The sequence below is a fragment of the Saccharothrix texasensis genome, assembly GCF_003752005.1.
GTDB classification, from domain to species: Bacteria; Actinomycetota; Actinomycetes; order Mycobacteriales; family Pseudonocardiaceae; genus Actinosynnema; species Actinosynnema texasense.
The window spans coordinates 723,617-744,148 of sequence record NZ_RJKM01000001.1 but is presented as its reverse complement, the minus strand read 5'-3'; the positions used below and the strand labels follow the sequence as shown (position 1 = coordinate 744,148).

21 protein-coding genes and 1 pseudogene are annotated in these 20,532 nt (G+C 71.8%); 3 read left to right on the top strand and 19 right to left on the bottom strand.

Annotated elements, in window-relative coordinates; all coding sequences use genetic code 11:
* Position 1: 1 nt before the first annotated feature.
* From EDD40_RS03005 to EDD40_RS02985, 5 genes are all read right to left on the bottom strand, one after another.
* A complete protein-coding gene (locus tag EDD40_RS03005) occupies positions 2 to 961 on the bottom strand; it encodes a glutamate ABC transporter substrate-binding protein (protein ID WP_123741538.1) in 960 nt (319 codons plus the stop codon).
* Complete coding sequence (locus tag EDD40_RS03000) at positions 958 to 2,241, bottom strand: hypothetical protein (protein WP_246037374.1); 1,284 nt, start codon at positions 2,239 to 2,241, stop codon at positions 958 to 960. The genes EDD40_RS03005 and EDD40_RS03000 overlap by 4 nt, the downstream gene beginning before the upstream one ends.
* Before the next feature lie 135 nt (positions 2,242 to 2,376).
* Positions 2,377 to 2,880: a riboflavin biosynthesis intermediates N-glycosidase gene (locus EDD40_RS02995; RefSeq protein ID WP_148088664.1), complete on the bottom strand. Its 504-nt coding sequence runs from the start codon at positions 2,878 to 2,880 to the stop codon at positions 2,377 to 2,379.
* 55 nt (positions 2,881 to 2,935) lie between these two features.
* The gene (locus tag EDD40_RS02990; protein ID WP_123741537.1) at positions 2,936 to 3,511 is read right to left on the bottom strand and encodes a pyridoxamine 5'-phosphate oxidase family protein; all 576 of its coding nucleotides are present in this window, start codon (positions 3,509 to 3,511) and stop codon (positions 2,936 to 2,938) included.
* 11 nt (positions 3,512 to 3,522) lie between these two features.
* Positions 3,523 to 4,053: an antibiotic biosynthesis monooxygenase gene (locus EDD40_RS02985; protein ID WP_123741536.1), complete on the bottom strand. Its 531-nt coding sequence runs from the start codon at positions 4,051 to 4,053 to the stop codon at positions 3,523 to 3,525.
* Positions 4,054 to 4,153: 100 nt separating this feature from the next.
* On the opposite strand from EDD40_RS02985, the gene EDD40_RS02980 reads away from it, so the two are divergent.
* Entirely contained in the window at positions 4,154 to 5,197 is a 1,044-nt protein-coding gene (locus tag EDD40_RS02980; protein ID WP_123741535.1) for a threonine aldolase family protein, read from the top strand.
* A 136-nt stretch (positions 5,198 to 5,333) separates the two neighbouring features.
* Here EDD40_RS02980 and EDD40_RS02975 read toward each other — a convergent pair whose 3' ends face one another.
* A complete protein-coding gene (locus tag EDD40_RS02975; RefSeq protein WP_123741534.1) occupies positions 5,334 to 5,774 on the bottom strand; it encodes a MarR family winged helix-turn-helix transcriptional regulator in 441 nt (146 codons plus the stop codon).
* Between the two features lie 228 nt (positions 5,775 to 6,002).
* Between EDD40_RS02975 and rox the strand changes: the two genes are divergently transcribed.
* Complete coding sequence (gene rox, locus EDD40_RS02970; RefSeq protein ID WP_123741533.1) at positions 6,003 to 7,424, top strand: rifampin monooxygenase; 1,422 nt, start codon at positions 6,003 to 6,005, stop codon at positions 7,422 to 7,424.
* A gap of 51 nt (positions 7,425 to 7,475) precedes the next feature.
* On the opposite strand, the gene EDD40_RS02965 is transcribed toward rox, so the two are convergent.
* The 10 genes and pseudogenes from EDD40_RS02965 to EDD40_RS02930 form a co-directional block, all read right to left on the bottom strand.
* The gene (locus EDD40_RS02965; protein WP_246037372.1) at positions 7,476 to 8,564 is read right to left on the bottom strand and encodes a winged helix DNA-binding domain-containing protein; all 1,089 of its coding nucleotides are present in this window, start codon (positions 8,562 to 8,564) and stop codon (positions 7,476 to 7,478) included.
* On the bottom strand, positions 8,561 to 9,322 hold the full coding sequence (locus EDD40_RS02960) for an alpha/beta fold hydrolase (protein WP_246038284.1): 762 nt from the start codon (positions 9,320 to 9,322) through the stop codon (positions 8,561 to 8,563). Before EDD40_RS02960 ends, EDD40_RS02965 begins: the two co-directional genes overlap by 4 nt.
* A 60-nt stretch (positions 9,323 to 9,382) precedes the next feature.
* Positions 9,383 to 9,618: pseudogene (locus EDD40_RS43130) on the bottom strand (epoxide hydrolase N-terminal domain-containing protein); the annotation flags it as partial.
* 68 nt (positions 9,619 to 9,686) lie between these two features.
* Positions 9,687 to 10,136: a GNAT family N-acetyltransferase gene (locus EDD40_RS02955; protein WP_123741532.1), complete on the bottom strand. Its 450-nt coding sequence runs from the start codon at positions 10,134 to 10,136 to the stop codon at positions 9,687 to 9,689.
* A gap of 67 nt (positions 10,137 to 10,203) precedes the next feature.
* A complete protein-coding gene (locus EDD40_RS02950; protein WP_123741531.1) occupies positions 10,204 to 10,860 on the bottom strand; it encodes a maleylpyruvate isomerase N-terminal domain-containing protein in 657 nt (218 codons plus the stop codon).
* A gap of 84 nt (positions 10,861 to 10,944) precedes the next feature.
* Positions 10,945 to 13,461, bottom strand: coding sequence for a MinD/ParA family ATP-binding protein (locus EDD40_RS42280; RefSeq protein ID WP_211348064.1), 2,517 nt, complete (start codon positions 13,459 to 13,461; stop codon positions 10,945 to 10,947).
* 129 nt (positions 13,462 to 13,590) lie between these two features.
* Positions 13,591 to 13,812: a hypothetical protein gene (locus EDD40_RS02940; protein ID WP_123741530.1), complete on the bottom strand. Its 222-nt coding sequence runs from the start codon at positions 13,810 to 13,812 to the stop codon at positions 13,591 to 13,593.
* A 169-nt stretch (positions 13,813 to 13,981) separates the two neighbouring features.
* Entirely contained in the window at positions 13,982 to 14,668 is a 687-nt protein-coding gene (locus EDD40_RS02935) for a helix-turn-helix transcriptional regulator (RefSeq protein WP_148088663.1), read from the bottom strand.
* Positions 14,669 to 14,670: 2 nt separating this feature from the next.
* On the bottom strand, positions 14,671 to 15,390 hold the full coding sequence (locus EDD40_RS41360; RefSeq protein ID WP_170184927.1) for a helix-turn-helix domain-containing protein: 720 nt from the start codon (positions 15,388 to 15,390) through the stop codon (positions 14,671 to 14,673).
* 213 nt (positions 15,391 to 15,603) lie between these two features.
* On the bottom strand, positions 15,604 to 15,846 hold the full coding sequence (locus tag EDD40_RS02930; RefSeq protein ID WP_148088662.1) for a hypothetical protein: 243 nt from the start codon (positions 15,844 to 15,846) through the stop codon (positions 15,604 to 15,606).
* Positions 15,847 to 17,289: 1,443 nt separating this feature from the next.
* Here EDD40_RS02930 and EDD40_RS02925 point away from each other — a divergent pair.
* Positions 17,290 to 18,456: a coiled-coil domain-containing protein gene (locus tag EDD40_RS02925; RefSeq protein WP_211348063.1), complete on the top strand. Its 1,167-nt coding sequence runs from the start codon at positions 17,290 to 17,292 to the stop codon at positions 18,454 to 18,456.
* Here EDD40_RS02925 and EDD40_RS02920 read toward each other — a convergent pair.
* The 3 genes from EDD40_RS02920 to EDD40_RS02910 are packed head-to-tail and all read right to left on the bottom strand — an operon-like array spanning position 18,446 to position 20,513.
* Positions 18,446 to 18,811 (bottom strand): hypothetical protein, encoded by a 366-nt coding sequence (locus tag EDD40_RS02920; protein ID WP_123741527.1) that lies wholly within the window; start codon positions 18,809 to 18,811, stop codon positions 18,446 to 18,448. The genes EDD40_RS02925 and EDD40_RS02920 overlap by 11 nt on opposite strands.
* A 56-nt stretch (positions 18,812 to 18,867) precedes the next feature.
* A complete protein-coding gene (locus EDD40_RS02915; RefSeq protein WP_123741526.1) occupies positions 18,868 to 19,995 on the bottom strand; it encodes an FAD-dependent monooxygenase in 1,128 nt (375 codons plus the stop codon).
* Entirely contained in the window at positions 19,992 to 20,513 is a 522-nt protein-coding gene (locus tag EDD40_RS02910; protein WP_123741525.1) for a TetR/AcrR family transcriptional regulator, read from the bottom strand. Before EDD40_RS02910 ends, EDD40_RS02915 begins: the two co-directional genes overlap by 4 nt.
* Positions 20,514 to 20,532 lie beyond the last annotated feature (19 nt).

Genomic DNA, 20,532 nt, shown 5'->3' with positions numbered 1-20,532 from the left:
GTCAGTCCCGGTACACGGCGACGGGCGGAGCCGGGGGACCGCCGAGCCAGCGCTGGTGGATCCGGGCCCACGTGCCGTCCGCCCGCAGCCGCTCCAGCAGCGCGTTGACGAACCGCACGAAGTCCTCGTCCGCCTTCGGGAACGCCATCCCGTACGGCTCGGCGGCGAACTGCGGGCCCACCACCTTCGTGTAGGGGTCCTGCGCGGCGAACCCGGCCAGGATCGTGTCGTCGGTGGAGATCGCGTCCACCTGGCCCTGCTGCAGCATCACCAGGCAGTCCGTCCAGTGCGCCACCGACACCGGCACCGGCCTCGACGCCGCGGCCGCCACGTTGGCCAGCGAGCTGGACCCCTTCGTCGCGCACACCCGCTTGCCGCCCAGCGACTCGATGCCCGCGACGTCGGAGTTCGACGGCACCAGCACCCGCTGCCCCGCCTGCAGGTACACCGTGGAGAAGTTCACCTTCTGCCACCTCTCGCAGGTCGCCGTCATGGTCCGCACCACGATGTCGACCTCGCCGCGCTCCAACGCCGGCACCCGCTGCTCGGAGGTCACCACCTTGAACTGGATCGCGCCCGGGTCGCCGAAGACCGCCCGCGCGACCTCCCGCACCAGGTCGACGTCGAACCCCTCCAGCTCGCCGGAGACCGGGTTGCGGAACCCCATCAGGTAGGTGTTCTGGTCCACGCCCGCGATCAGCCGCCCCCGCGCCTGGATCTCCGCCATGGTCGACCCGGCCGGCACCTGCCCCGGCGGCGGCAGCGGCCCGGTCGGGCGCAGGCTCGCCGTCGGGTCGCACGACGCCGGCGGCACCGCCGCCGTGGCGGGCGGCCCGGTCAGCTCCTCCGCCTCCGCCGGACGCGGCGGCACGGGCGAACCGCCGCCGATCGGCGGCGCGCCGCTGGGCACCGGCGCGCACGCCGCCAGCACCAGGACGAGCACCGCGAGCAGCCGTCTCATCGGTACTCCTTCAGCCGCTGCCACAACCCGGACACCGAGGCCGCCGCCGCCAGCAACGCCAGCACCACCACCGCGGGCACCACGCCGCCCAACGCGGCCCGCGCCCGCCCGATCGCGTCGGTCAGCTCCGCGCGCGCCGCGCCGATCGCCTCCACCAGCTCCGCGTCCAACGCGTCGAACGCCGTGGCCGCCCCCTGCGCGTCCTGACCCAGCGCCAACCCCACCGCCGCGGTGAAGTCGCCGGCGTCGTCGGCCTCGCGGACCTCGCGGTGCGCCTGCTGCCACCGCGCGTGGTGCCGCACCGCCTCGACCACCGGCGGCGTCCCGTCCACCACCCGCGCCCGGCCCAGCAGGTCCTCCAGCACCCGGTCGGCCTCGACGTACTCCGCCTCGTAGGTCTCGCCGCTGCCGCGCGCCACCAGCGCCAACGTCTCGTCGCCGCGCGCGGTCAGCGTCGCGATCCGGGCCCGCGCGAGCAGGTCGACCAGCGTGGCCTCGTTCTTGCTGGCCGAGGCGTTGTAGACGACCAGCACGCTCGCCGCCAGCACCCACAGCAGCGAGATCGCGGTCAACGCGGTCGCCACCAGCAGCCCGGGGTTGAGCACCCGGTTCGTCCGGCGGGTCAGGTACCGCTGCGCCGCCACCAGCGCCACCAGCGCGAGCACACCCAGCAGGAGCTCCAGCCACGGCAGCGACCCCGCGTCCTCCAGGTCGCGCACCACGGTCCAGGTCTCCACCTCGTACAGCGCGCGCGCCGCGGGCAACAGCCGCGTCTGCATCAACGCCGACGCCTCGCGCAGGTACGCCGCGCCCACCGGGTTGCCCTGCCGGTTGTGCGCGCGGGCCGTCTCGACCAGACCCGTGTACACCGGCAGCTGCCCCGACAACGTCGACAGCGCCTCGGTCAGCTCGGGGGAGCGGGTGATCTCACTGGTCGCCGCCGACAACGCCGCCGCGGCCTTCGCCACGTCCGCTTCGTACCGGCCGCGCAGCGCGGCCGACTCCACCCCGCCCGACAGGAACGCGCTCGACGCCGTGGCGTCCGCGTCCGCCATCGCCCGGTAGACCTCCTGGGCGGCGAACGCCAACGGCTCGCTGCCGTCGGCCAACGCCTCCAGCGCGGTCGACCGGCGCTGCACCGACGTCGCGGTCACCGCGCCGACCAGCAGGCTCGTCACCACCAGCAGCAGGGCCCACAGGCTCAACCTGCCCGGCGTGCTGCGGGCAAGACCCGTCACCCGGCGCAGGGCGCCGCGGTTCCGCCGAGCCTCGACCAGCACGACCGCCCCCCTTCCCGAGGTGATCGGCGCCACTCGCCGCTCGGACAGCGTAGATCGAAAATCCACCTGTCGGGACGCGAACGGCCCCAACCCGCGGCTACCGGCCCACCGGTTCGAGCTCATCGGGTGACGCGATCACTCCGGACGCAGCCGTGCGCGCACCTCCATCAGGGCCTCGCCCAGCAGGTTCAGCCCCAACCAGGACGCCGGGTCGGCCGCCCGCTCGTCGTCGGCGGCCAGCCCGATGCCCCACACCCGGTCCAGCGGACTGGCCTCCACCAGCACCCGGTCGCCGGTGCCCAGCAGGAACCCGCGCAGGTCGTCGTGCGCGCCGAACTTCGCCAGGTTGCCCCGCACGACGATGTCCAGCCGGCGCGCCACCCACTCCTGCTCGACGAACCCGCGCACCCGGCGGCCCAACGCCTTCGCCTCACCGGGCGTGCGCGCCGCCAGCACCCGCGCCGCGGTGTCCTCGTCGTCGAACAGCAGCGCCTTGCCCCACATCATGAAGTGCTCGGCGGTCCGGTAGACGCGCCCGTCGACCGTGAACGGCGCCTCCCACCACTGGCTCAGGCACTGCTTGCCGACCGGCGCGCCCGGCCGCGCCTCGTGCCCCCAGAAGAACAGGTACTTGGTCACCGCGCAGACGGTGCCACACGTCCGCGTGCCCGGTGACCGACGGGCTTGCCGAGGCCTACCGCGACGGCAGGGGGAGCGGCAGGGCGGGCAGACCGTCCATGCTGGTCCCGACGAAGTCCTTCTTCTCGCAGTACGCGGCGAACTCCTCGTCGGACTTGCGGGCGAAGTACTCCTCGTGCAGCGTCCGCTCGCTGCGGTAGTCCATCAGCGGCACGGCGAAGCCGCACGTGTCGCTGATCAGCTTCGCGGTCACCACCACGACCGCGCGCAACGACGGCCCGTCCGCCTCGCCGAACCCGGCCACCAGCTCGGCGAACCTCGGGTCGTCCCGGAACACCGGCTCGCCCGTGCCGTGCACGCGCACGATGTTCGGCGGACCGTCGAACGCGCACCACATCAGCGTGATCCGCCCGTTCTCCCGCAGGTGGGCGATGGTCTCGGCGTGGCTGCCGCCGAAGTCCAGGTACGCCACCCGCTGCTCGTCGAGCACCCGCCACGTGCCCCGGCGGCCCTTCGGCGACACGTTCACGTGCCCGTCGGCGGCCAGCGGCGCGGTGGCCGTGAAGAACACCGGCTGCGCCTCGATGAACTCGCGCAGACGTCCGTCGATCCGTTGATACGTCTTCCCCATGGCCGCCAGTATCACCGACGAACCCGATAGCGCCTCACATCGCTGCCGGCGAGACCGGTGAACGAGTGCACCCGCTGCCACGCCGCCGACCGGCCCACCGACCCGCCGCCGGCCGCCATCGCCTCCTCGTGCGCCTCGGCCGACGTCCACTCCGCGTAGTTCAGCACCCGCAGCCCGTCCAGGCTCACGTGGAAGTGCGCGGAGATCCCGCCCGGGTGCGGCCGCTCCTCGGCCGCCAACGCGGCGAACACCAGGTCGACCCACTCCTCGGCGACCCCGGGCCGGTCCAACCGCACCGACACCAGCACCACGCACCCCACCTCCCGGTCGGCCCCGGCCTCGGCGCCGGACCGGTACCGGCGGTAGGCGACCGCGCCGTCCGCGGCCTCCACCGCGTCCGACCACTGCGAATAGGTCACCGCGCCGCCACCGTCCACCCGCTCCAGCCACCGCGCGTCCAGCAACCCGGCCGGCCGGGGGTCGAACGGCACGTGGCCGGGGTGGAGGAGGACGAGGTCGGCGTCGGGTCGGGTCAGTTCCATGCCGGCGACGCTAGGCGCGGCCCACCGACGCCCGAATCAGTCAAGTGACCGGCGCACCCGTCGTTGCACACCGCCGGCGGCAGCACCCAAAATCCCCGCCATGACACCCGAGATCCGGCGCTCCCTGGTCCAGCACTCCCGGCTCCGCCAGGACCCGCACGCGGTGCTGCGCCGCCTGCTCGACCGCGTCCGACCCGGTCTCCGCCCGGACGAGCCGACCGAGCAGCTGGAACGCCGGATCGCCGACCTGCTCGGCAAGCCCGCCGCCCTGTTCTTCCCCACCGGCACGATGGCGCAGCAGACCGCGCTGCGCGTGCACGCCGAGCGCACCGGCCGCCGCACGTTCGCCGCCCACCCCCAGTGCCACCTCGCCGTCTGGGAGGACGGGGGCCACAGCGCGGTGCACGGCCTGCGCCACCACGCCGTGGCGGACCGGGAGGAGCTGATCACGTCGGCCGACCTCGCCGGTGTCCGCGAACCGATCGCCGCCCTGCTCCTCGAACTGCCCCAACGCGACCTCGGCGGCCTCCTGCCCACCTGGGACGAGCTGGTCGCGCAGACGACGTGGGCCCGCGAACGCGGCGCCGCCACGCACCTGGACGGGGCCCGGCTGTGGGAGGCGCAGCCCCACTACGACCGGCCGTTCGCCGAGATCGCCGACCTGTTCGACACCGTCTACGTCTCCCTCTACAAAGGCCTCGAAGGCGTGCGCGGCGCGGTCCTCGCGGGCGACCGGGAGACCGTCGACGCCGCGGCGGCGTGGCGGCGCCGGCTCGGCGGCGCGACCCCCGACTCGTGGCCGGCCGCCCTCACCGGCCTGATGGGGCTGGACGAGGTGCTGCCCAGGATGGCCGAGTTCCGCGACCACGCCGTGGCCGTCGCCGCCGCGATCAACGCCGACGGCTACGCCACCACCCGCCCGCACGTGCCGCAGACACCGATGTTCCACGTCCACATCCCCGCGCCGAAGGACGTCGTCGCCGCCGCGGCCGAACGGATCCTCGCCGAGAGCGGCGTCGAACTGCCCCGCCGCCCCAAGTCCTCGCCCGACCCGACGCGGTGCAGCATCGAGCTGACCATCGGCGTCGTGTCCCTCGACTTCACCCCGCGGGAGGTGGCGGACCTGATCCGGCGACTCCGCTGAGCCGGTACGGGATCCGCGCGTCCCGGCTCAACCGGTCGTCAACCACCGCCTGGACGTCCTTCACGATCCGCCGCAGGACCTCCGGGTCGGGGATGTCGTAGCCGGACACCGCAGGGAGCTCTCCCGGCCGTCCCCGTCAACCCTGGTGCTCCAGGACCACGTTCAGCACCCGCACCAACTCCGCCCGCTCGGCCGCCGACAACGGCGCCAGCAGCGACTCCTGGGCCTGCCCCAGCACGCGGTCCAGGTGCCGCAGGTGCGCCACCCCCGACGGGGTGACGGTCACGATGTTGCGCCGCTTGTCGACCGGGTCCGGCCGGCGTTCCACGAAGCCCTTGTCCGCCAGCTCGTTCACGGTGGCCACCACGTCACTGCGGTCCAGCCCGCCCCGCCGCCCCAGCTCCGCCTGGCTGGCCGGCCCGAACTCGTCCAACGCGGCCAGCAGCGAGTAGTGGTAGCGCCGCGCGCCGACCGCGCCCAACGCCTCCGACACCAACCGCGCCGCGTGGGTCGTGGCCTGGCCGAGCAGCCAGGTCGTCGTGCCGCGCAGCCGCTGGGGCGCGCCCGAGGTCTCCATGCGACCGCAGTCTACCGACTTGTTGGCCCGGCCAACGATGACGATCCGTCGGGCCCCGCGCACGACGAAGGCGAGGAGTGAACACCCTCCCCGCCACTCTCAACTTATAGCGCACCGGGGGTCTTGCCACAAGACCCGGGTCCTGCCGCACACTCTCCCCTCGAAGCCGGGACCTGCGAGAACACCGAGCGACCGGCTGAAGGCGACCGTGGTCCACCAGGGGGTTGAATGATCGACGTGATCGTCGTCGGCGGCGGGCCGACCGGCCTGATGCTGGCCGGCGAACTGCGGCTGCACGACGTGCGCGTGCTCGTGCTGGACAAGCGGCCCGAACCGACCGAAGTCGTCCGCGCGCTCGGCCTGCACGCCCGCAGCATCGAGGTGATGGACCAGCGCGGCCTGCTGGGACGCTTCCTCGCCCACGGGCGGCGACACCCGGTCGGCGGCTTCTTCGCCGGCATCCCCAAGCCGTCACCGCGGCTCGACACCGCCCACCCGTACGTCCTGGGCATCCCCCAGCCCACCACCGACCGCCTGCTCGCCGAACACGCCACCGGACTCGGCGCCGAGATCCGCCGCGGCGCCGAACTGGTCGGACTGACCCAGGACGACGACGGCGTGACCGCCACCCTGGCCGACGGCGCCCGGCTGCGCACGCGCTACCTCGTCGGCTGCGACGGAGGCCGCAGCACGGTGCGCGAGCTGCTCGGCGTCGACTTCCCCGGCGAGCCCAGCCGGACCGAGACGCTGCTCGGCGAGATGAAGGTGGCTGCGGCACCGGAGGTGGTGGCCGCCGTGGTGGCCGAGGTCCGCAAGACCCAGCTCCGGTTCGGCCTCATGCCCCTCGCGGACGGCCTGCACCGCGTCATCGTGCCCGCCGAAGGAGTCACCGAGGACCGCACCGCGCCGCCGACCTTCGAAGAGTTCAAGCACCAGCTCAAGGCGCACGCCGGCACCGACTTCGGCGTGCACTCGCCGCGGTGGCTCTCCCGCTTCGGCGACGCCACCCGCCAGGCCGAGCGCTACCGCGACGGCCGGGTCCTGCTGGCCGGCGACGCGGCGCACGTCCACCCGCCCGTCGGCGGCCAAGGGCTCAACCTCGGCGTGCAGGACGCGTTCAACCTGGGCTGGAAGCTCGCCGCCCAGGTCGACGGCTGGGCGCCGGACGGCCTGCTGGACAGCTACCACGCCGAACGGCACCCGGTGGCCGCCGCCGTGCTCGACACCACGCGCGCGCAGATGCAGCTGATGTCCCTCGAACCGGGGGCGCGGGCGGTGCGCCGGCTGATCGCCGAACTGATGGAGTTCGACGAGGTGAACCGCCACCTCACCGAGAAGATCACCGCCACCGCCCTGCGCTACGACTTCGGCGAGGGGCACCCCCTGCTCGGCCGGCGGCTGCGCGACGTGCGGCTCGAGCACGGCCGCCTCTACGAGCTGACGCACGCGGGCCGCGGCCTGCTGCTCGACCAGACCGGCCGGCTCTCCACCGCGGGCTGGGCCGACCGCGTCGACCACGTCGTCGCGGTCAGCGAGGAACTCGACGCGCCCGCCGTGCTGCTGCGCCCGGACGGCCACGTGGCGTGGGTCGGCGAGGACCAGGACGACCTGGTCGCCCACCTGCCCACGTGGTTCGGCGCCGCCGCCTGAGCACGGGCGTCGGGCGGGCCCGCCGGGGGAGGCGGCCCGCCCCACGCCCGATCAGGCGTGCCCGCCGACCGACACCGTGCCCACGGTCAGCTCCGGCCGCCCCTCCAGGAACTCGCCGACCCGCGCCACCTCCCGGTCCAACCCGGCCGCGTGCGCCGGGGACAACGCCGCGAACGGCTCCACCGTGACCACGATCCGCCGACCCGACCGCTTCTGGTGCCACACCCCGGCCACCACGCCGTCCACCAGCAGCACCGGGAAGTTCCCCGCCTGCCCGCCCGACAACGCCCGCTCGAACGCCCGACCCGGGAACACCACCTCACGCGGGTGGCTGCCCACCACGTACGCGTCGAAGTAGGGCAGCAGCCGCACCCCGGCCGCGGGCTCGTCCGGCCACGCCGTGTCGCCGCGCACCACCCACCCGCCGTCCACCCGCTCCAGGTCCGCCCGCTCGAACACCCCGTCCACCCACCGCTTCGGCGCGGCCAGCCACTTCGCGAAGTGCGCCTGCGTCGCCGGCCCGTAGGACCGCAGGTAGGCGTGCAGCAGCCCGACCGCCCCGTCCCCGGCCGGCGCGAAACCAGGCAACCACCGCTGCGGGCTCGTGTACGCCACCTTCCGGCCCTTGTTCGGCGCGAAGCACATCGCGCCCCGGTTCGACGCCACACCCATCGCCTCCACCCACCGCGGCCACGGCGTCCCGCCGAACGCCTCCACCACCCGCTCGCCCGCCCACGCGCCGGTGCGCGCCACCACCGCCTCGGTCAGCTCGTCACCGGTCAGCTCGTCGTCGCGCAACGCGTCCGCGACCGCCGCCACCACCTGGTCCGCCTGCTCCTCGGTGAGCAGCCGCAGCCGGTGCGGCAACTCCGACAAGGCCCCCGTCCACATCGGCAGGTCGGCCGTCGGCAGCAGGTGCACCGTGCCACGCGGCCCCCGCGTCTTCACCAACGTCCGGTCCACCCACAACGCGTCCCGCACCTGCTGCCGGGTCAGCGCCGTGCGGACCCCGATCGACAGCTCCGCCGCCGACATCACCTGCGCGTGCGCGCCGCACATCGCCCGCACCACCGCCACCGGGTCGGCCGACGGCTCCAGCAACGAGTGCCGGCGCAACCGCCGGCCGATCACCCGGTTCACCGCACCTCCCCGAAGAACGCGCGCAGCTCGTCCGCGAACAGGCCGGGCACCTCCAGCGCCACGAAGTGCCCGCCCGGCTTCGCCTGCGGCCAGTGCACGATGTCGTTGTGCCGCCCGGCCGGCCGCCGGATCGCGGGTGGACCGCTGTAGACGCCAGTCGGCACCAGCCGCTGCCCTTGCGGCCACGCGAACCGCTCGTTGTCGTACATGAACCACGACGACGACCCCGCCGTGCCGGTCAACCAGTACAGCGTGGCGTCGACCAGCAGCAAGTCCCGGTCGACGGCCTGCTCGGGCGAGCCCACCGTGATGGTGGACTCGTGGAACTCGTGCATCAACCACGCCGGCAGCGCCACCGGCGAATCGTGCCACCCCACCGCGAAGGTCTGCGGCGCGGCGCGCAGCAACGCGTGGTGGTCCACCCCGGCGCCGGACCACTGCCGCATCTGCCAGTAGGACTCCCGCTCCTCGTCGGTCAGCTCCGGCAGGTCCGCCTCGGTCGGGAACCCCAGGCCACCGTTCACGAACACCCCGACCACGTGCTCCGGCGCGGCCTTCGCCACCTCCGGCGCGATGTAGGCGCCGAGATCGCCTCCCTGCACCCCGTACCGCCCGTACCCCAACCGCGCCATCAGCCCGGCGAACACCCGGCCCGCACGGGCGACGTCGAACGGCCCGGTCGGCGTCCCGGAGAACCCGAACCCCGGGACGCTCGGCACCACCACCTGGAAGTCCCGCAGGTGCCCCAGCGCGTCCACGAACTCGACGAACGTGTTCGGCCACCCGTGCACCAGCAGCAACGGCAACGCGTCCGGGTTGTCGCCGCGGACGCGCGGGAAGTGCACGTCCAGCCCGTCGACCTCCGTGACGAACCGGGGGAACGCGTTCGACCGAGCCTCCTGCCCCGCCAGCCGAACCCACCGCGCCAGTACTCGGCCAGGTCGCGCAGGGAGTCCACCGGCACACCCCGCTGCCACCCCGTGCCGGACAGCGGCCGCACCCAGCGGGCTCGGGCGAGCCGGTCGGCGAGGTCGTCCAGGTCGGTCTGCGGCACGGCGATGCGGAACTCTCGGATCTCGGTCACGACACCGACGCTGGAACCCGAGTAGGACAGGATCGGTCCTAGATCAACCCCGGGTGCCCGAACTGGGCGATCCGCAGCCCGCCTTCCACCACCACCGTGTCGACCAACCGGAACCCCAGCCCCTCGTACAACGCGATGGCGGGCGCGTTCGCCGCACCCGTCGACACGATCGCCGGCCCGCCCTCGGCCAGCACCTGCTCCACCAGGCGTCTGGCGAACCCGAGCCGGAAGTGGCTCGGCTCCACGCACAACCGGTCGATGTCCAGCACGCCGTCCACCTTCGCGTAGCCGACGAACGCCACCATGTCGTTGTCGACGTACCCGCCGAGCCACCGCAACGGCGCGCTGCGGATGTCCTCCACCGACTCGTGCAACCCGGGTATCGCCGTGCTCCCGATCAGGTCCGCCTCGACCGCGTACGACCGCGCCGCGATCCGGTGCACCGCCCGCACCGTCTCGTCGTCGGCCAAGTCCAGAGGCACGATCATGAGGACATCCTTTCCCACGAGGTGATCCGCCGGTTACCCCGTCCGCTCACCAGCGGAAACCCACTCGTCAACCGAGAACCAACGGCAGTCTCGCGGCCCACTCGCCGAGCTCGGCCCGCTCCGCGTCGGTCGGCGCCCGCCGCCCGGTGCCGACCGCCAACGCGTCCGCGTCGGAGAAGGACGCCGGGAACGCCCCTCCCGCGATCTCCTCCAGCATTCCGCGCGCCCGGGCCAGGCCCTCGGCGGGCGGCCTGGGCGCGCGGGGGAGATGCGCGACCAGGTCGAGGTGGTGCAACGTCCACTCCAGGACGTACGCGGACAGGTAGTCGGCCACGGTGAGCACCTCGCCACGGGTGCCGACACGCGCCGCCGGATCGGCGAGTCCGGCGGCCCGGCCGGCCGCCGACCCGACGTCGTCGAGGTGGAACTCCAGCAACCGCGGCTCCCCGTACGCGGCGGCCAACCGGACCGTCAACGCGTCGAGCGGGTCGTCACCGGTCGGCGGCGTCGACGTGACGTTCCAGTAGGTCACCGCGTCCCGCGTCGCCTCCGCCCGCGTCGGGGTCGCCAACGTGATCAGCACGTCCTGCGCGTCGATGACCAGGTGGCACACCAGGTCCCGCACGAGCCAACCGGCACAACCCGACGGCCGCGCGAAGTCCTCGTCCGCCAACCCGGCCACCGCCTCGCGCAACGCCGACCACGAGCGTTCGAAGAGGTCCATGCCACGATTGTCCCGGCCGTGACGCGCAGTCGGCCGCTCGTCACGTCGGCCCACGGCGAGGTCGAGCCGACCACGTACCTCCGTCTAATTCGGAGGCGGCCATGATCTCCTGGGGTTGTCGGGGTATCCATCAGGGTAGAGGTCTTCCCGCTGCTTCACCGCGGCCACCAGCCCGCCGTATTCTTCGGGCGATATTTCTCCGTAGGCGAGCCGGGCGTCCAGCACATAAATGGCGTCCGCACGTGGAACTTGAGGAGGATTATGCTGCCCGAATTCCCACAGCCAGTACTTCTTGTTCACATACTCCTGCTCCGTCAGCGCCCCCAGGCCCCAGGCGGTGTCGATCCTCGCTGAAGCTTGGTCCGGAGTGGGGAACTGCGGATGATGAAAAATCAGCTTCGAGATCGTTCGCCACGTCATCCCGACGGCCCGGTTGACCAGGGCACGAAATTCCCTCTCGATCTCCGCCCGCGAGAAGGCGGCTGATTCGAGCGCCAAATTCCGCGCTCTTGTGAAGTCTGCATGCGTCATCCTTCCCGCATCGTAGAGCACTGTGATCATCTTGATTTTTTCCGTCCACGGGATCGTGGTGCCCCTGTACGGCGCCAACCCCGGGGCGATCATGGTCGGCGTGGTGAGAGGCTCTACTGGAACGAACGCGACCGGCCCAGTCGCGGGCTCCCTCGGAACGATCGCGACCGGCCCAGTCGGAAGCTCCTCCGCAAGAGCGCGAGGGTCGAAGTCGGAGAAGTCGTCGGTCACCGTGGCGGCGAGTTCCAGCAGGGCGAACCGGGTCTTCGAGCCCAACTTTTCCAACTCGATCTCCGCGACCATCTCCAGCCGCGTGTCGAACGGGATCCGCACGACGGCGCGGCAGCGTTGGACGAAGTACGCGGCGAGCTTCTCCGGGTCCATCCTGCCTGAGCCCGATCGCACCGAGTTGATCACAGTAGTGGACTTGGCGACCAGGTCGCGGTAGCCGTGTGCCTCCAGCCAGTCCAATGTGGCGGCCAGGGTCTGGGTGCCGTCCACCGAACCTGACGACACCAGCACGAGCGAGTCCGCCTGGCTCAGGATGCCCTTCGCGGCCGGGTGCGTCAGGTCGGTTCCGCAGTCGACGAGAACGATGTCGTAGAAGCGCTCCAGCAGCGACACCGCGCGCAGGTAGCCCTGTTCGCTGAACGCCTCGGCCATCACCGGGCCCTTCTCGGACGCGAGGACCTCCAGTCCGCTGCGCGACCGGGACGTGTAGGCGCGGATCTCGCTGTGACGGGCGATCCGGGACGTGTCGCGCAACAGGTCTCGGACTGTCGCCGTGGTCTCGCGGACAACCTCCGGTGCCAGCGTGCCGCGGTCGGAGTCGGCGTCCACGGCAATGACCCGGTCAAAACGGTCGGCCGCAGGGCGGTGGCGAAGGCGTGCCAGCACGGCGCCCAGGCAGGCGGTAACCGTGCTTCCCCCGACGCCGTCCTCCACCCCGACCACCACGATCTTGTGGCATCCGGCTGACGGACGCGCGATACGTGCGATCAACTCCCGCCGGCGCACGTCGGCCGGGCTCTCGCCCGAGCTCACCAGTCCGGTCAGCACAGTCATGGTCCTGCGCCAACCCGACTGCAGCCGATGCCGATGCCGATGCGATCCGGCCACGGTGACCGACGGGTCCTGCCTCACCCATGGCGGCGCGGTGGGATCACGTACCACGTCCGACGCGTTGCCCACTTCTTCGTGGCCAACAGTCCAGGTCAACCGGTTGTCCTGGACTTGTCCGGGCCGGACAACCCTCGCATCGGACAGCCCGACGTAGTTCTGGAGGGCATCCAGGTGGGCGACCAGGACGTGGTTGTCCGCTTGCAGCTGCTGGACCATCCGCTCGGCCGCGAGTGCACGTTCGAGGGTGCGCCGCAGTTCGTGCTGGGCCTCCTCGGGGACGTCGTGGATCGCGTTCCCGTCTGCCTCTGCCTTCCCGAGCGCCTCGTTCCGCTCATCGAGCAGGCGCTGGTGGGAGCTCTGCAAGCCAACCAACGCGACGTACAAGACGCTGGACAGACCTCTGAGCTCGGTCTCGGTCTTCTCCGCCTCGAGCAGCTCCCGCTGTGCGACCAGGAGGTCCTGCTTGAGCCGAGCGACCTCGGCGGCCTTCGCGGTGGTGCGGGGCTTGCGAGGTCCCGTCGATGGCCCGACGGCAGCCAGACTCGCCTGCACCACCTCGTCGCACAACCGCGTCAACTGGTCGGCGACCGTCCGCACCTCGGAGGTCGGGCGTTGCCGTGCCCACAGCTCGTGAAACGCCTCGACGAGCCCCGTGGGCACAGGACCCTTGTCCATCTTCATCGTCTCGGACAACCGGCGTCTTTCGATTGCCGGTGCGCCGGTGTCGGACACCCTGAGGATCCCGTGATGCCGCGCGCCCTCCGGATCCTGAGCGGCCCAGTGCTGGGCGGCATCGTTCCTGCTGAATCCGCCCGCACGGGCCAGGCGGTCCAGCAGCAGGACCAGGTCGACCGCTGGTTGCCCGTACCGGCTGCGCAGAGCCCGCTCGTCGAGTGAAGGAGGGGCTCCGCCGCGGGAACGGCCGGGTCTTGACGGCGTGTCGTCCATGCTGGGCTGCACCTCACCCTTGTCCGGGCCACCCGACGGCCCACTCCGGGCTGACCGATCAACTCATCGCAACGCTGGAGCGTCACGTCGCCAATGGGGCTGCTTGGCGGCGGCTTGCACTCGTCCCCGTCAGCTGGGAGCGCCCCGGCCGTGATCGTTCGAGGGATCTTCGATCAGGTTGTGGAAGGCGATCGCCGATAACCCGACGGCGGTGAGCCCGGCGAGAACGGCGGCGGGAATGTTGTCCCCCGCCAACCAGGCGAGCAGACCGACGATGCCTCCGCACACCAGCGCCAGTAGGAGAATCAAGGCAAGTCGGAGGGTGAACAGCGGTGGCTGCGGTGAGGACATGGCTCGTCTCCGTCAGGGTGTCGCGGCTGGACATCGCCAGGGCGGTGTCGGGAAGGGTGAGTGGCTGCGGTGGACGGGGCGGCGGATAAAGGAGTGTCCGGGGCTCAACAGCCGGGCCATTCGTGACGATTGGTCGGTCGCCGAAGGCACCGCGCCGCGGCTCGTCTTGCTAGTCGCCGCGCGTGGGGTCACGGGCCGGGGGGTGGCGTTGCGCGACCATCATCCAGGAGGTGACGCTGACGGTGAGCAGGCCGTAAACGGCGAACATGATCTCGGTTGGCACGTGGTGCAGCCACATCAGGATTGCGCTGGCGGTCAGGACACCCACCGCGGTGGTGAACGCCGTGAGCGCCAGAAGAGTGAACCGAAGCCGCCGCATGCCGGCGCTCCGGCTGCGTTGACGCTGTAGCGGTGGGACGGGAGCAGGGACGGGTGGGGTGACGGGCTGGGACGGGCGCGCCGGGAGGACATCCCGGCCGGTGGTCTGCGGCGTGGTGTCGGGCGTCGGGAGGGCGTCGGGGGCGGTGCCGGATGCCTCCGGGGTGCTCTGGTTGATCCGGTGCCAGGTGTGGATCCACCGTCGGCGCTCCTCGGGAGGAACGTTGCAACCGGCGAGGAAGAGTTCGAGTTTGTGCAATGGGGGCAGGGTGTCTCCGACGACCATGGCCTGTGCGGTGCTGCTGGCCATGCCCTTGCCCGCCCGTTGGCTGATCTGTCGGTAGGACAACTTCCTGCTCTTGCGCATGGCGTCGAGCAGCGTCAGGAAGTCACGCGGAGTTCTCAGGTCGCCCACGCCCTGAGCAGCACGGTCCGCGTCGGGCCGTTCGCGGCGAGGTTCAGCACGGTTGTTTGCCATGGCTACAACCCGATGACCGGGGGAGCGGCCAGCCTGTCCACCCTGAATGCCTCGCTGTCGTCCACGAGCTCGATCTTCCGGACGTAGGGCTTCTCGAGGCGCCGCCCGGCGCCGACGCCGGGCAGGTGGATGGTCCACAGCGCCAGTCCGACCGTGGCCATGACGAGGAACCCGAGGATGGTGGGGACGGGGATCGCGTGGCGCGTCATGAGGATGGCGCACAGTGGTGCCCCGACCGCCGGGACCAGCAGCCACGGCAGGTGCCTGTGTACATGATCAGGGATGGGCCTGGGTCTGCGGGGATAGGCTCGGCGCACGTCTTCCAGGGTCGGCCACGCGGTGTGGTGGTGCGGCGGTTGCGGGTCGACGTAGGTGGGCGCGGGAGGGGCGGGATCACGCGGCATGACCGGGGCAGCGGACAGGGTCGCCGGAATCAGGATTTCGGGCTCGGCAGCCGCAGCTCGTGTGAGCCGGTCGAACGCGCCGAGCCAGCGCAGGCGTTCCTCGGAGGAGACGTCGCACACGACCAGGAAGCCGCGTAGCAGCACCAGGTCGAGATCACGCCTTCCTGTGATGACGGCGTGAGCGCTGGTGCGGGAGATGCCTGGGACACCCTGCGCCTTGCGTCCCAGCCGGGCGTAGGACAGCCCTCTTTCGCGACGCAACTCGTCCAGTGCCTTGGCGAGCTCGGACAGGGTGGCGGCGGTCATCGCCGTGGACATCGCGCGCGACGGCGGTTGCCAGCCGCCCAGCACGAAGTCGTGGGGGGCGGGGTTGCCGTCCGTCGGCTGGCCTGCTCGGCGGCGTGACGGACCGCGGCGTGCGGACGCGGACGGAGCCGGGCGCGACGGCCTGGGCGCCGCAGGGCGCCCAGGCGACGAACGCGCGGTGGTGCCTTCCCGGGGCATGGGCTGGCTGGCCATGCGGGGGCCCGGTCAGCGGGAGAGGCTGATCGACGGCTTGGTGCGAGGAGGACTGAGCAGGCTGTGGCCGGTTCTCACCGCGACCAGGCTCAGCACCGACACGAGCATCAGCGTGATGTTGGTGTCGTATCCCCAGCGCAACAGGACCAGGACGAAGACATAGACGACTACCAGCACCACTGCCCGGACGAACACCGCAGGCAGCGGTAAGCATGAAAACGATCCGCTGTTCGCGGGAGTGAAAGCGATGATCATGATCCTCACCCGTTCTCGACGTGCTGTGGCCCGGACACGTCCACCTCCGACGGGCTCACGGGTACCGGCCGGTTGGCGCCGATCCGGTACCTGGGGAAGCAGCTCGCGGATGTGGTGTTTCTACGACACCATGATGGCTGGAACAGGCGGCAAACGCACGGAAGTGAGCTTTCACGGACGTCCAGAGGACGATCTGGACAGCAGATCGCTGTGACTGGGGCGCAGGTCAGGGCACTGATTTCGTCCAGGACAAACTTTCTGGGCATGTGTTTCGTCCTGGGCGCGCTGGCAGCCTCGGTTCGCTCCGCCTATCGTTGAACCCGAGGCAGTGAGTCCTATGGGCCGCAGTCTTCACCTCGACTCCGTTCGTCCGTGGCCCGGACACGAGAGCGAGTTGGCGGGTCGCCGTTGGCGCGGGACCTGCCTTGGCTCAGTGCCACGCGAGCCATCACCTGGCACGGGTGGCACTGAGCCAGTAGCCGTTGTCCGGTTACCCGACCGGACAACGGCCGGACATGGCAACCTGATCCCAACACCAGTCTCCCTGCACCAGGTCGCCAACAGCCCGGCGCCGGTTCTCATCCCTGTGAGGACCGAACTGCTCCGGTGAGCTCGCTGCTGGTGTTCGTCGACCGGGGTCGTCGGGCCGGCACAGGGCGAGCACCGCGGTGAACCGCGCGACCTGCTCTACGGCCACGCGCCGGCGGACCGGGTCGTCGCCAGCCAGTCGCACGTGCTCGTCCACGTTGTGGCCCACGAGGTTCCCCCGGACCGTCGGTGCGTTCGACGCCACAGTCGGACGCACCGCGCCCCCGAGCCTACTCGCGCACCGGCCCGTGCCGCCTGCGCATACGACGGTGGCCGGGTGTTTCCGATGTCAGCTCATGCGAGTCAAACGAGCCGGGGAACACCGACACTCCGCATCCGCCGACGGTCAACGTCGGACTTCCACGCGTGTCCTGTCAGGTTGCCGTAACGAGCTTGTCGATGCCGACCGCGTCCGAAATCGCCTTCTCCGTGATTTCGACAGCGGTGATCGACCCGTGGAGGACTCGCGTATGGCCGCAGAAGATCTCGCGGGCGAGGCCACGAGGTCTCCGCGCGTCCGGTGTCTCAACGATGGGAGCGCGTGGACGATGTCCAGTTGCCGGCGGACAACCAGATACGGCGTCCGATCGGTGACGTCGGATGGTGGAGGCTTAGTCACGTCCACTGTCGGAAGTCAACGTGCGCCCGGCGTGCGGCCGTGCCGTGACACGTCGCTGCATATGCCCAGCTCAAGGCCTGACAGTTCGACTAGGCGTCACTCACGAACCTCGCCAGCAACATCTGGGATACTTGACTTCCGATAAGGTTCACTTATCGGAAGCCAGGATCAACTCCGGTCATAGCGTTGCGTTGTATCTAATAACGTTGTTAACGGTATTCTGCTACGATATTGCCGTGACGACGAGTGAGACCTCCGCGTTGACCTGCAACTACCCCGGCTGCACGCGGGTGGTGATTCGAGGTGGCGGGCCGGGACGGCCGGCTGAGTACTGCGACCTGCCGGAACACACCCGGTGGCGGGCGTGGCGGGAGCGGCAGCGGTTGGCGCAGGCGGCGGAGGGGGAGCAGGAGGTCGTCACCGTGACGAAAGGCTCGCAGGGGATCACTGCGGGCAAGATCAGGGCTGAAGAGTTGTTGGAGCGGTTCCGGGTGTTGGCGGAACAGCTGTCGACCACGATGACCGGAGCTGTGGCGGAGCTGTCCGCGATCGCCGACCCGAGCGTGGCCGAGAGCCAGGTGCAGGCGGTCGAGGCCGAGGCCGCGCGGCGGGTCGCCGAGGCGGAATCGGCGGTCGCGAAGGCGGAACGGCGGCGACGTGACGCCGAACAGGCACGGCAGGCCGCCGAGGCGACGACCGAGGACGCGGTGCGCGCCGCTGAACAGGCCGAGCTCGACGCCGCTTCCGCCTACGAGCAGCGTGACGCCGCACGGGCCGAAGCCGACGCCGCCGTCGCACGCGCCGAGGACGAGGTCGCCGCCGTCCGGGTGGAAGCGGCGGCGACCGTGGACGAGATCCGGCGCGAGGCGCAGGCCCAGGTGGAGCAGGCGAAGGCCGATGCCGTCGCCCACGCCGAACAAGCCCGGCGGCAGGCCGTGCGCGAGGTCGAGCAGGTCCGCGCGGACGCCCAGGCCCAGGTCGACCAGACCCGGCAGGACGCGCAGGCGCAGGTCGACCGCGCGCAGGCCGAAGCACAGGCCCGAGTCGAGCAGGCCGTCGCCGAGGCCAAGTCGAGCGTCGAGCAGGCACAGGCCGCCGTCCGGGCCGAAGCCGACGCCGCGCACGAGGCACGGGTCAAGGCCGAACGCGCCGAGCAGTCCGCCCAGGACGCCCGAGCCGAACTCGACCGTGCCCGAGCCGAGCTGACCGACCAGCGTGACACCCACCGCGCCCAGCTCGACCAGGTCGAACGCGCCGCCCGCGAACGCCTCGACGCCCTGGAGCAGGCCCGCGCCCAGACCCAGGTCCGCGCCGAACGCGCGGAAAGCCAGCTCGACCGGCTGCAAGCGGAGCTGGACGCGGTGCGGTCGGCGGGCCCGCGGCGTCCCGAGGTCAGTGGATGACGGCCCAGGCGCGGGTCATCGGGTCCACGATCACCGGTCGCGTGGTCGCGGACCGCCGGGTCGCGGCGGCACAGGCGTAGTGGGTGCACCGGTGCTCGACGTCGAAGGTGACGCCGTCGGGCACCGGGATGCGCAGCACGATCTCGTAGACCACCTCGTCCGCGCTCTCGACCCGTTCGGCCGCGACGACGTCCGCTTCGACACGCGTCCCCGCGGCTTCCAGCGCGGCGGTCTTCTCGGCGTCGTGGGTGATGGCGACGGTCATGCCCGCCACGACGAGACCGGCCACGGACAGGGCGGTCACCGCACCGACGCCCTTCGCCGCGGCCCCCGACCGCCCACTGGTGAGTGGCACCTCAGGGCCGGTCCTCGGGGTGTCGGTCATGCCGTGATCGCAGGGCGGCGCCGGGGTCAGCCGAGGGTGACCGGTTTGCCCACCAGGCTCGTGGCCACCACCCGGTCGACGCCGGGCAGGCCCGACAGCCTCATCGCCACCCGCCGCGCCCGCAGCCGCCACGGTGACGCGGGCAGGAACCAGCGCGCACCCGACCGCGCCACCTGCTGCTTCGCCTCCACGACCGGCCGCCACGTGTGCTCGTAGGCGGTCAGGTCGTGGAGGTGGTCGGCCAGCACCCACGCGCCGCCGATGCCGAGCGACGCGCCCTGCCCGGCCAGCAGCGACACCGCGCCGCACGCGTCACCCACCAGCACGACGCGGCCGGAGGACCACTTCGGCAGCTGCACCTGCGCGACCTGGTCGTAGTAGATCTCCTCGGGACACCGCGCCAACGCCCGCGGCACGACCCACCCCAGCGACCCGTAGGCCCGGACGACTTCCGCGCGCGGGTCGGCGGGCAGGTCCGGTGACGGTGTCCGGTGCACGGTGAACGCCGCCACCCGCCCGTCGCGCAGCCCGTAGAACCCGACCTGGCGGCTCACGGTGTCGGTGACGCAGAACCGGCCGGCGACCAGCGCGTGGACCTCCGGGTCGTCGAAGGTGAACGCCGCCGTGTGGAAGCCCAGGTACCGGATGTGGCCGTCGCCGAACACGAGCCCGCGCACCGCCGAGTGCACGCCGTCCGCGCCGACGAGCAGGTCACCGGACACCGTGGACCCGTCGGCCAACCGCACGTCGACCCGGGTCGGGCCGTCCTGGACCGCGACGACGCGGGCGCCGAACCGCAGCGTCACCCCGACGGGCAGGTCTTCGCGGAACGCGCGTTCGAGGTCCGGGCGCAGGATGCTCACCAGGCGCCCGTTCACCGCCCGGGCCATCCGGTCGAATCGCAGCCCCGCCACCCGATGTCCGCGCGCGTCGACGTACGCGGCTTCCGCCACCCGGTAGCCCAGGTCCAGCAGGCGCGGCAGCACGCCCATCCGCTCGGCCGCGTCGTAGCCCGGCCCGAAGAAGTCGATCATGTAGCCGGACGTGCGCGGCCCGTCGGCCTGCTCCAGCACGACGACCTGGTGCCCGAGCGTCCCCAACCGGTGGGCGAGGGCCAGTCCGGCGATTCCCGCCCCGCTGACCAGCACCTTCACCGCAGCACCCGTCCCAGGACGGGCACGACGACGTCCGCCGGCAGGTCGGGTGACAGGGCGCGGTGCAGCAGCACGCCGTCGACGGCCGCCGCCAGCACCGCGGCCGTCTGCGCCGGGGTGGGCACGTCGTGGGACTCCAGCCAGGTGGCGAGGGTGCGGCGGAACTCGACGAGCACGTCGCCCACGGCCTGTCGCAGCTCGTCGTTGCGGGTGGCGGCGAGGAACGTCTCGGTGAACAGCTCCTGCCCGCCGTGCTCGTCCAGCGCGGCCAGCAGCAGCGTCAGCGCGTCCGTCGGCGTCGAAGCCCGGTCCAGCACCGGGGCGAGGTCGTCCACGGCGGATCGCAGCGCGCCGACGGCGGCCTGCACGAGCACGGCCTGGGTGGAGTCGAAGTGGTAGTGCACGACGCCGGACCCGACGCCGGCGCGGTCGGCGAGCATGCGCGTGCTGACCGCGCCCCAGCCCTTCTCGGCGATGAGTTCCGTGGCCGCGCGGAGCAACCGTTCCCGAACCGTCATTGGACGATCGTACTGGACA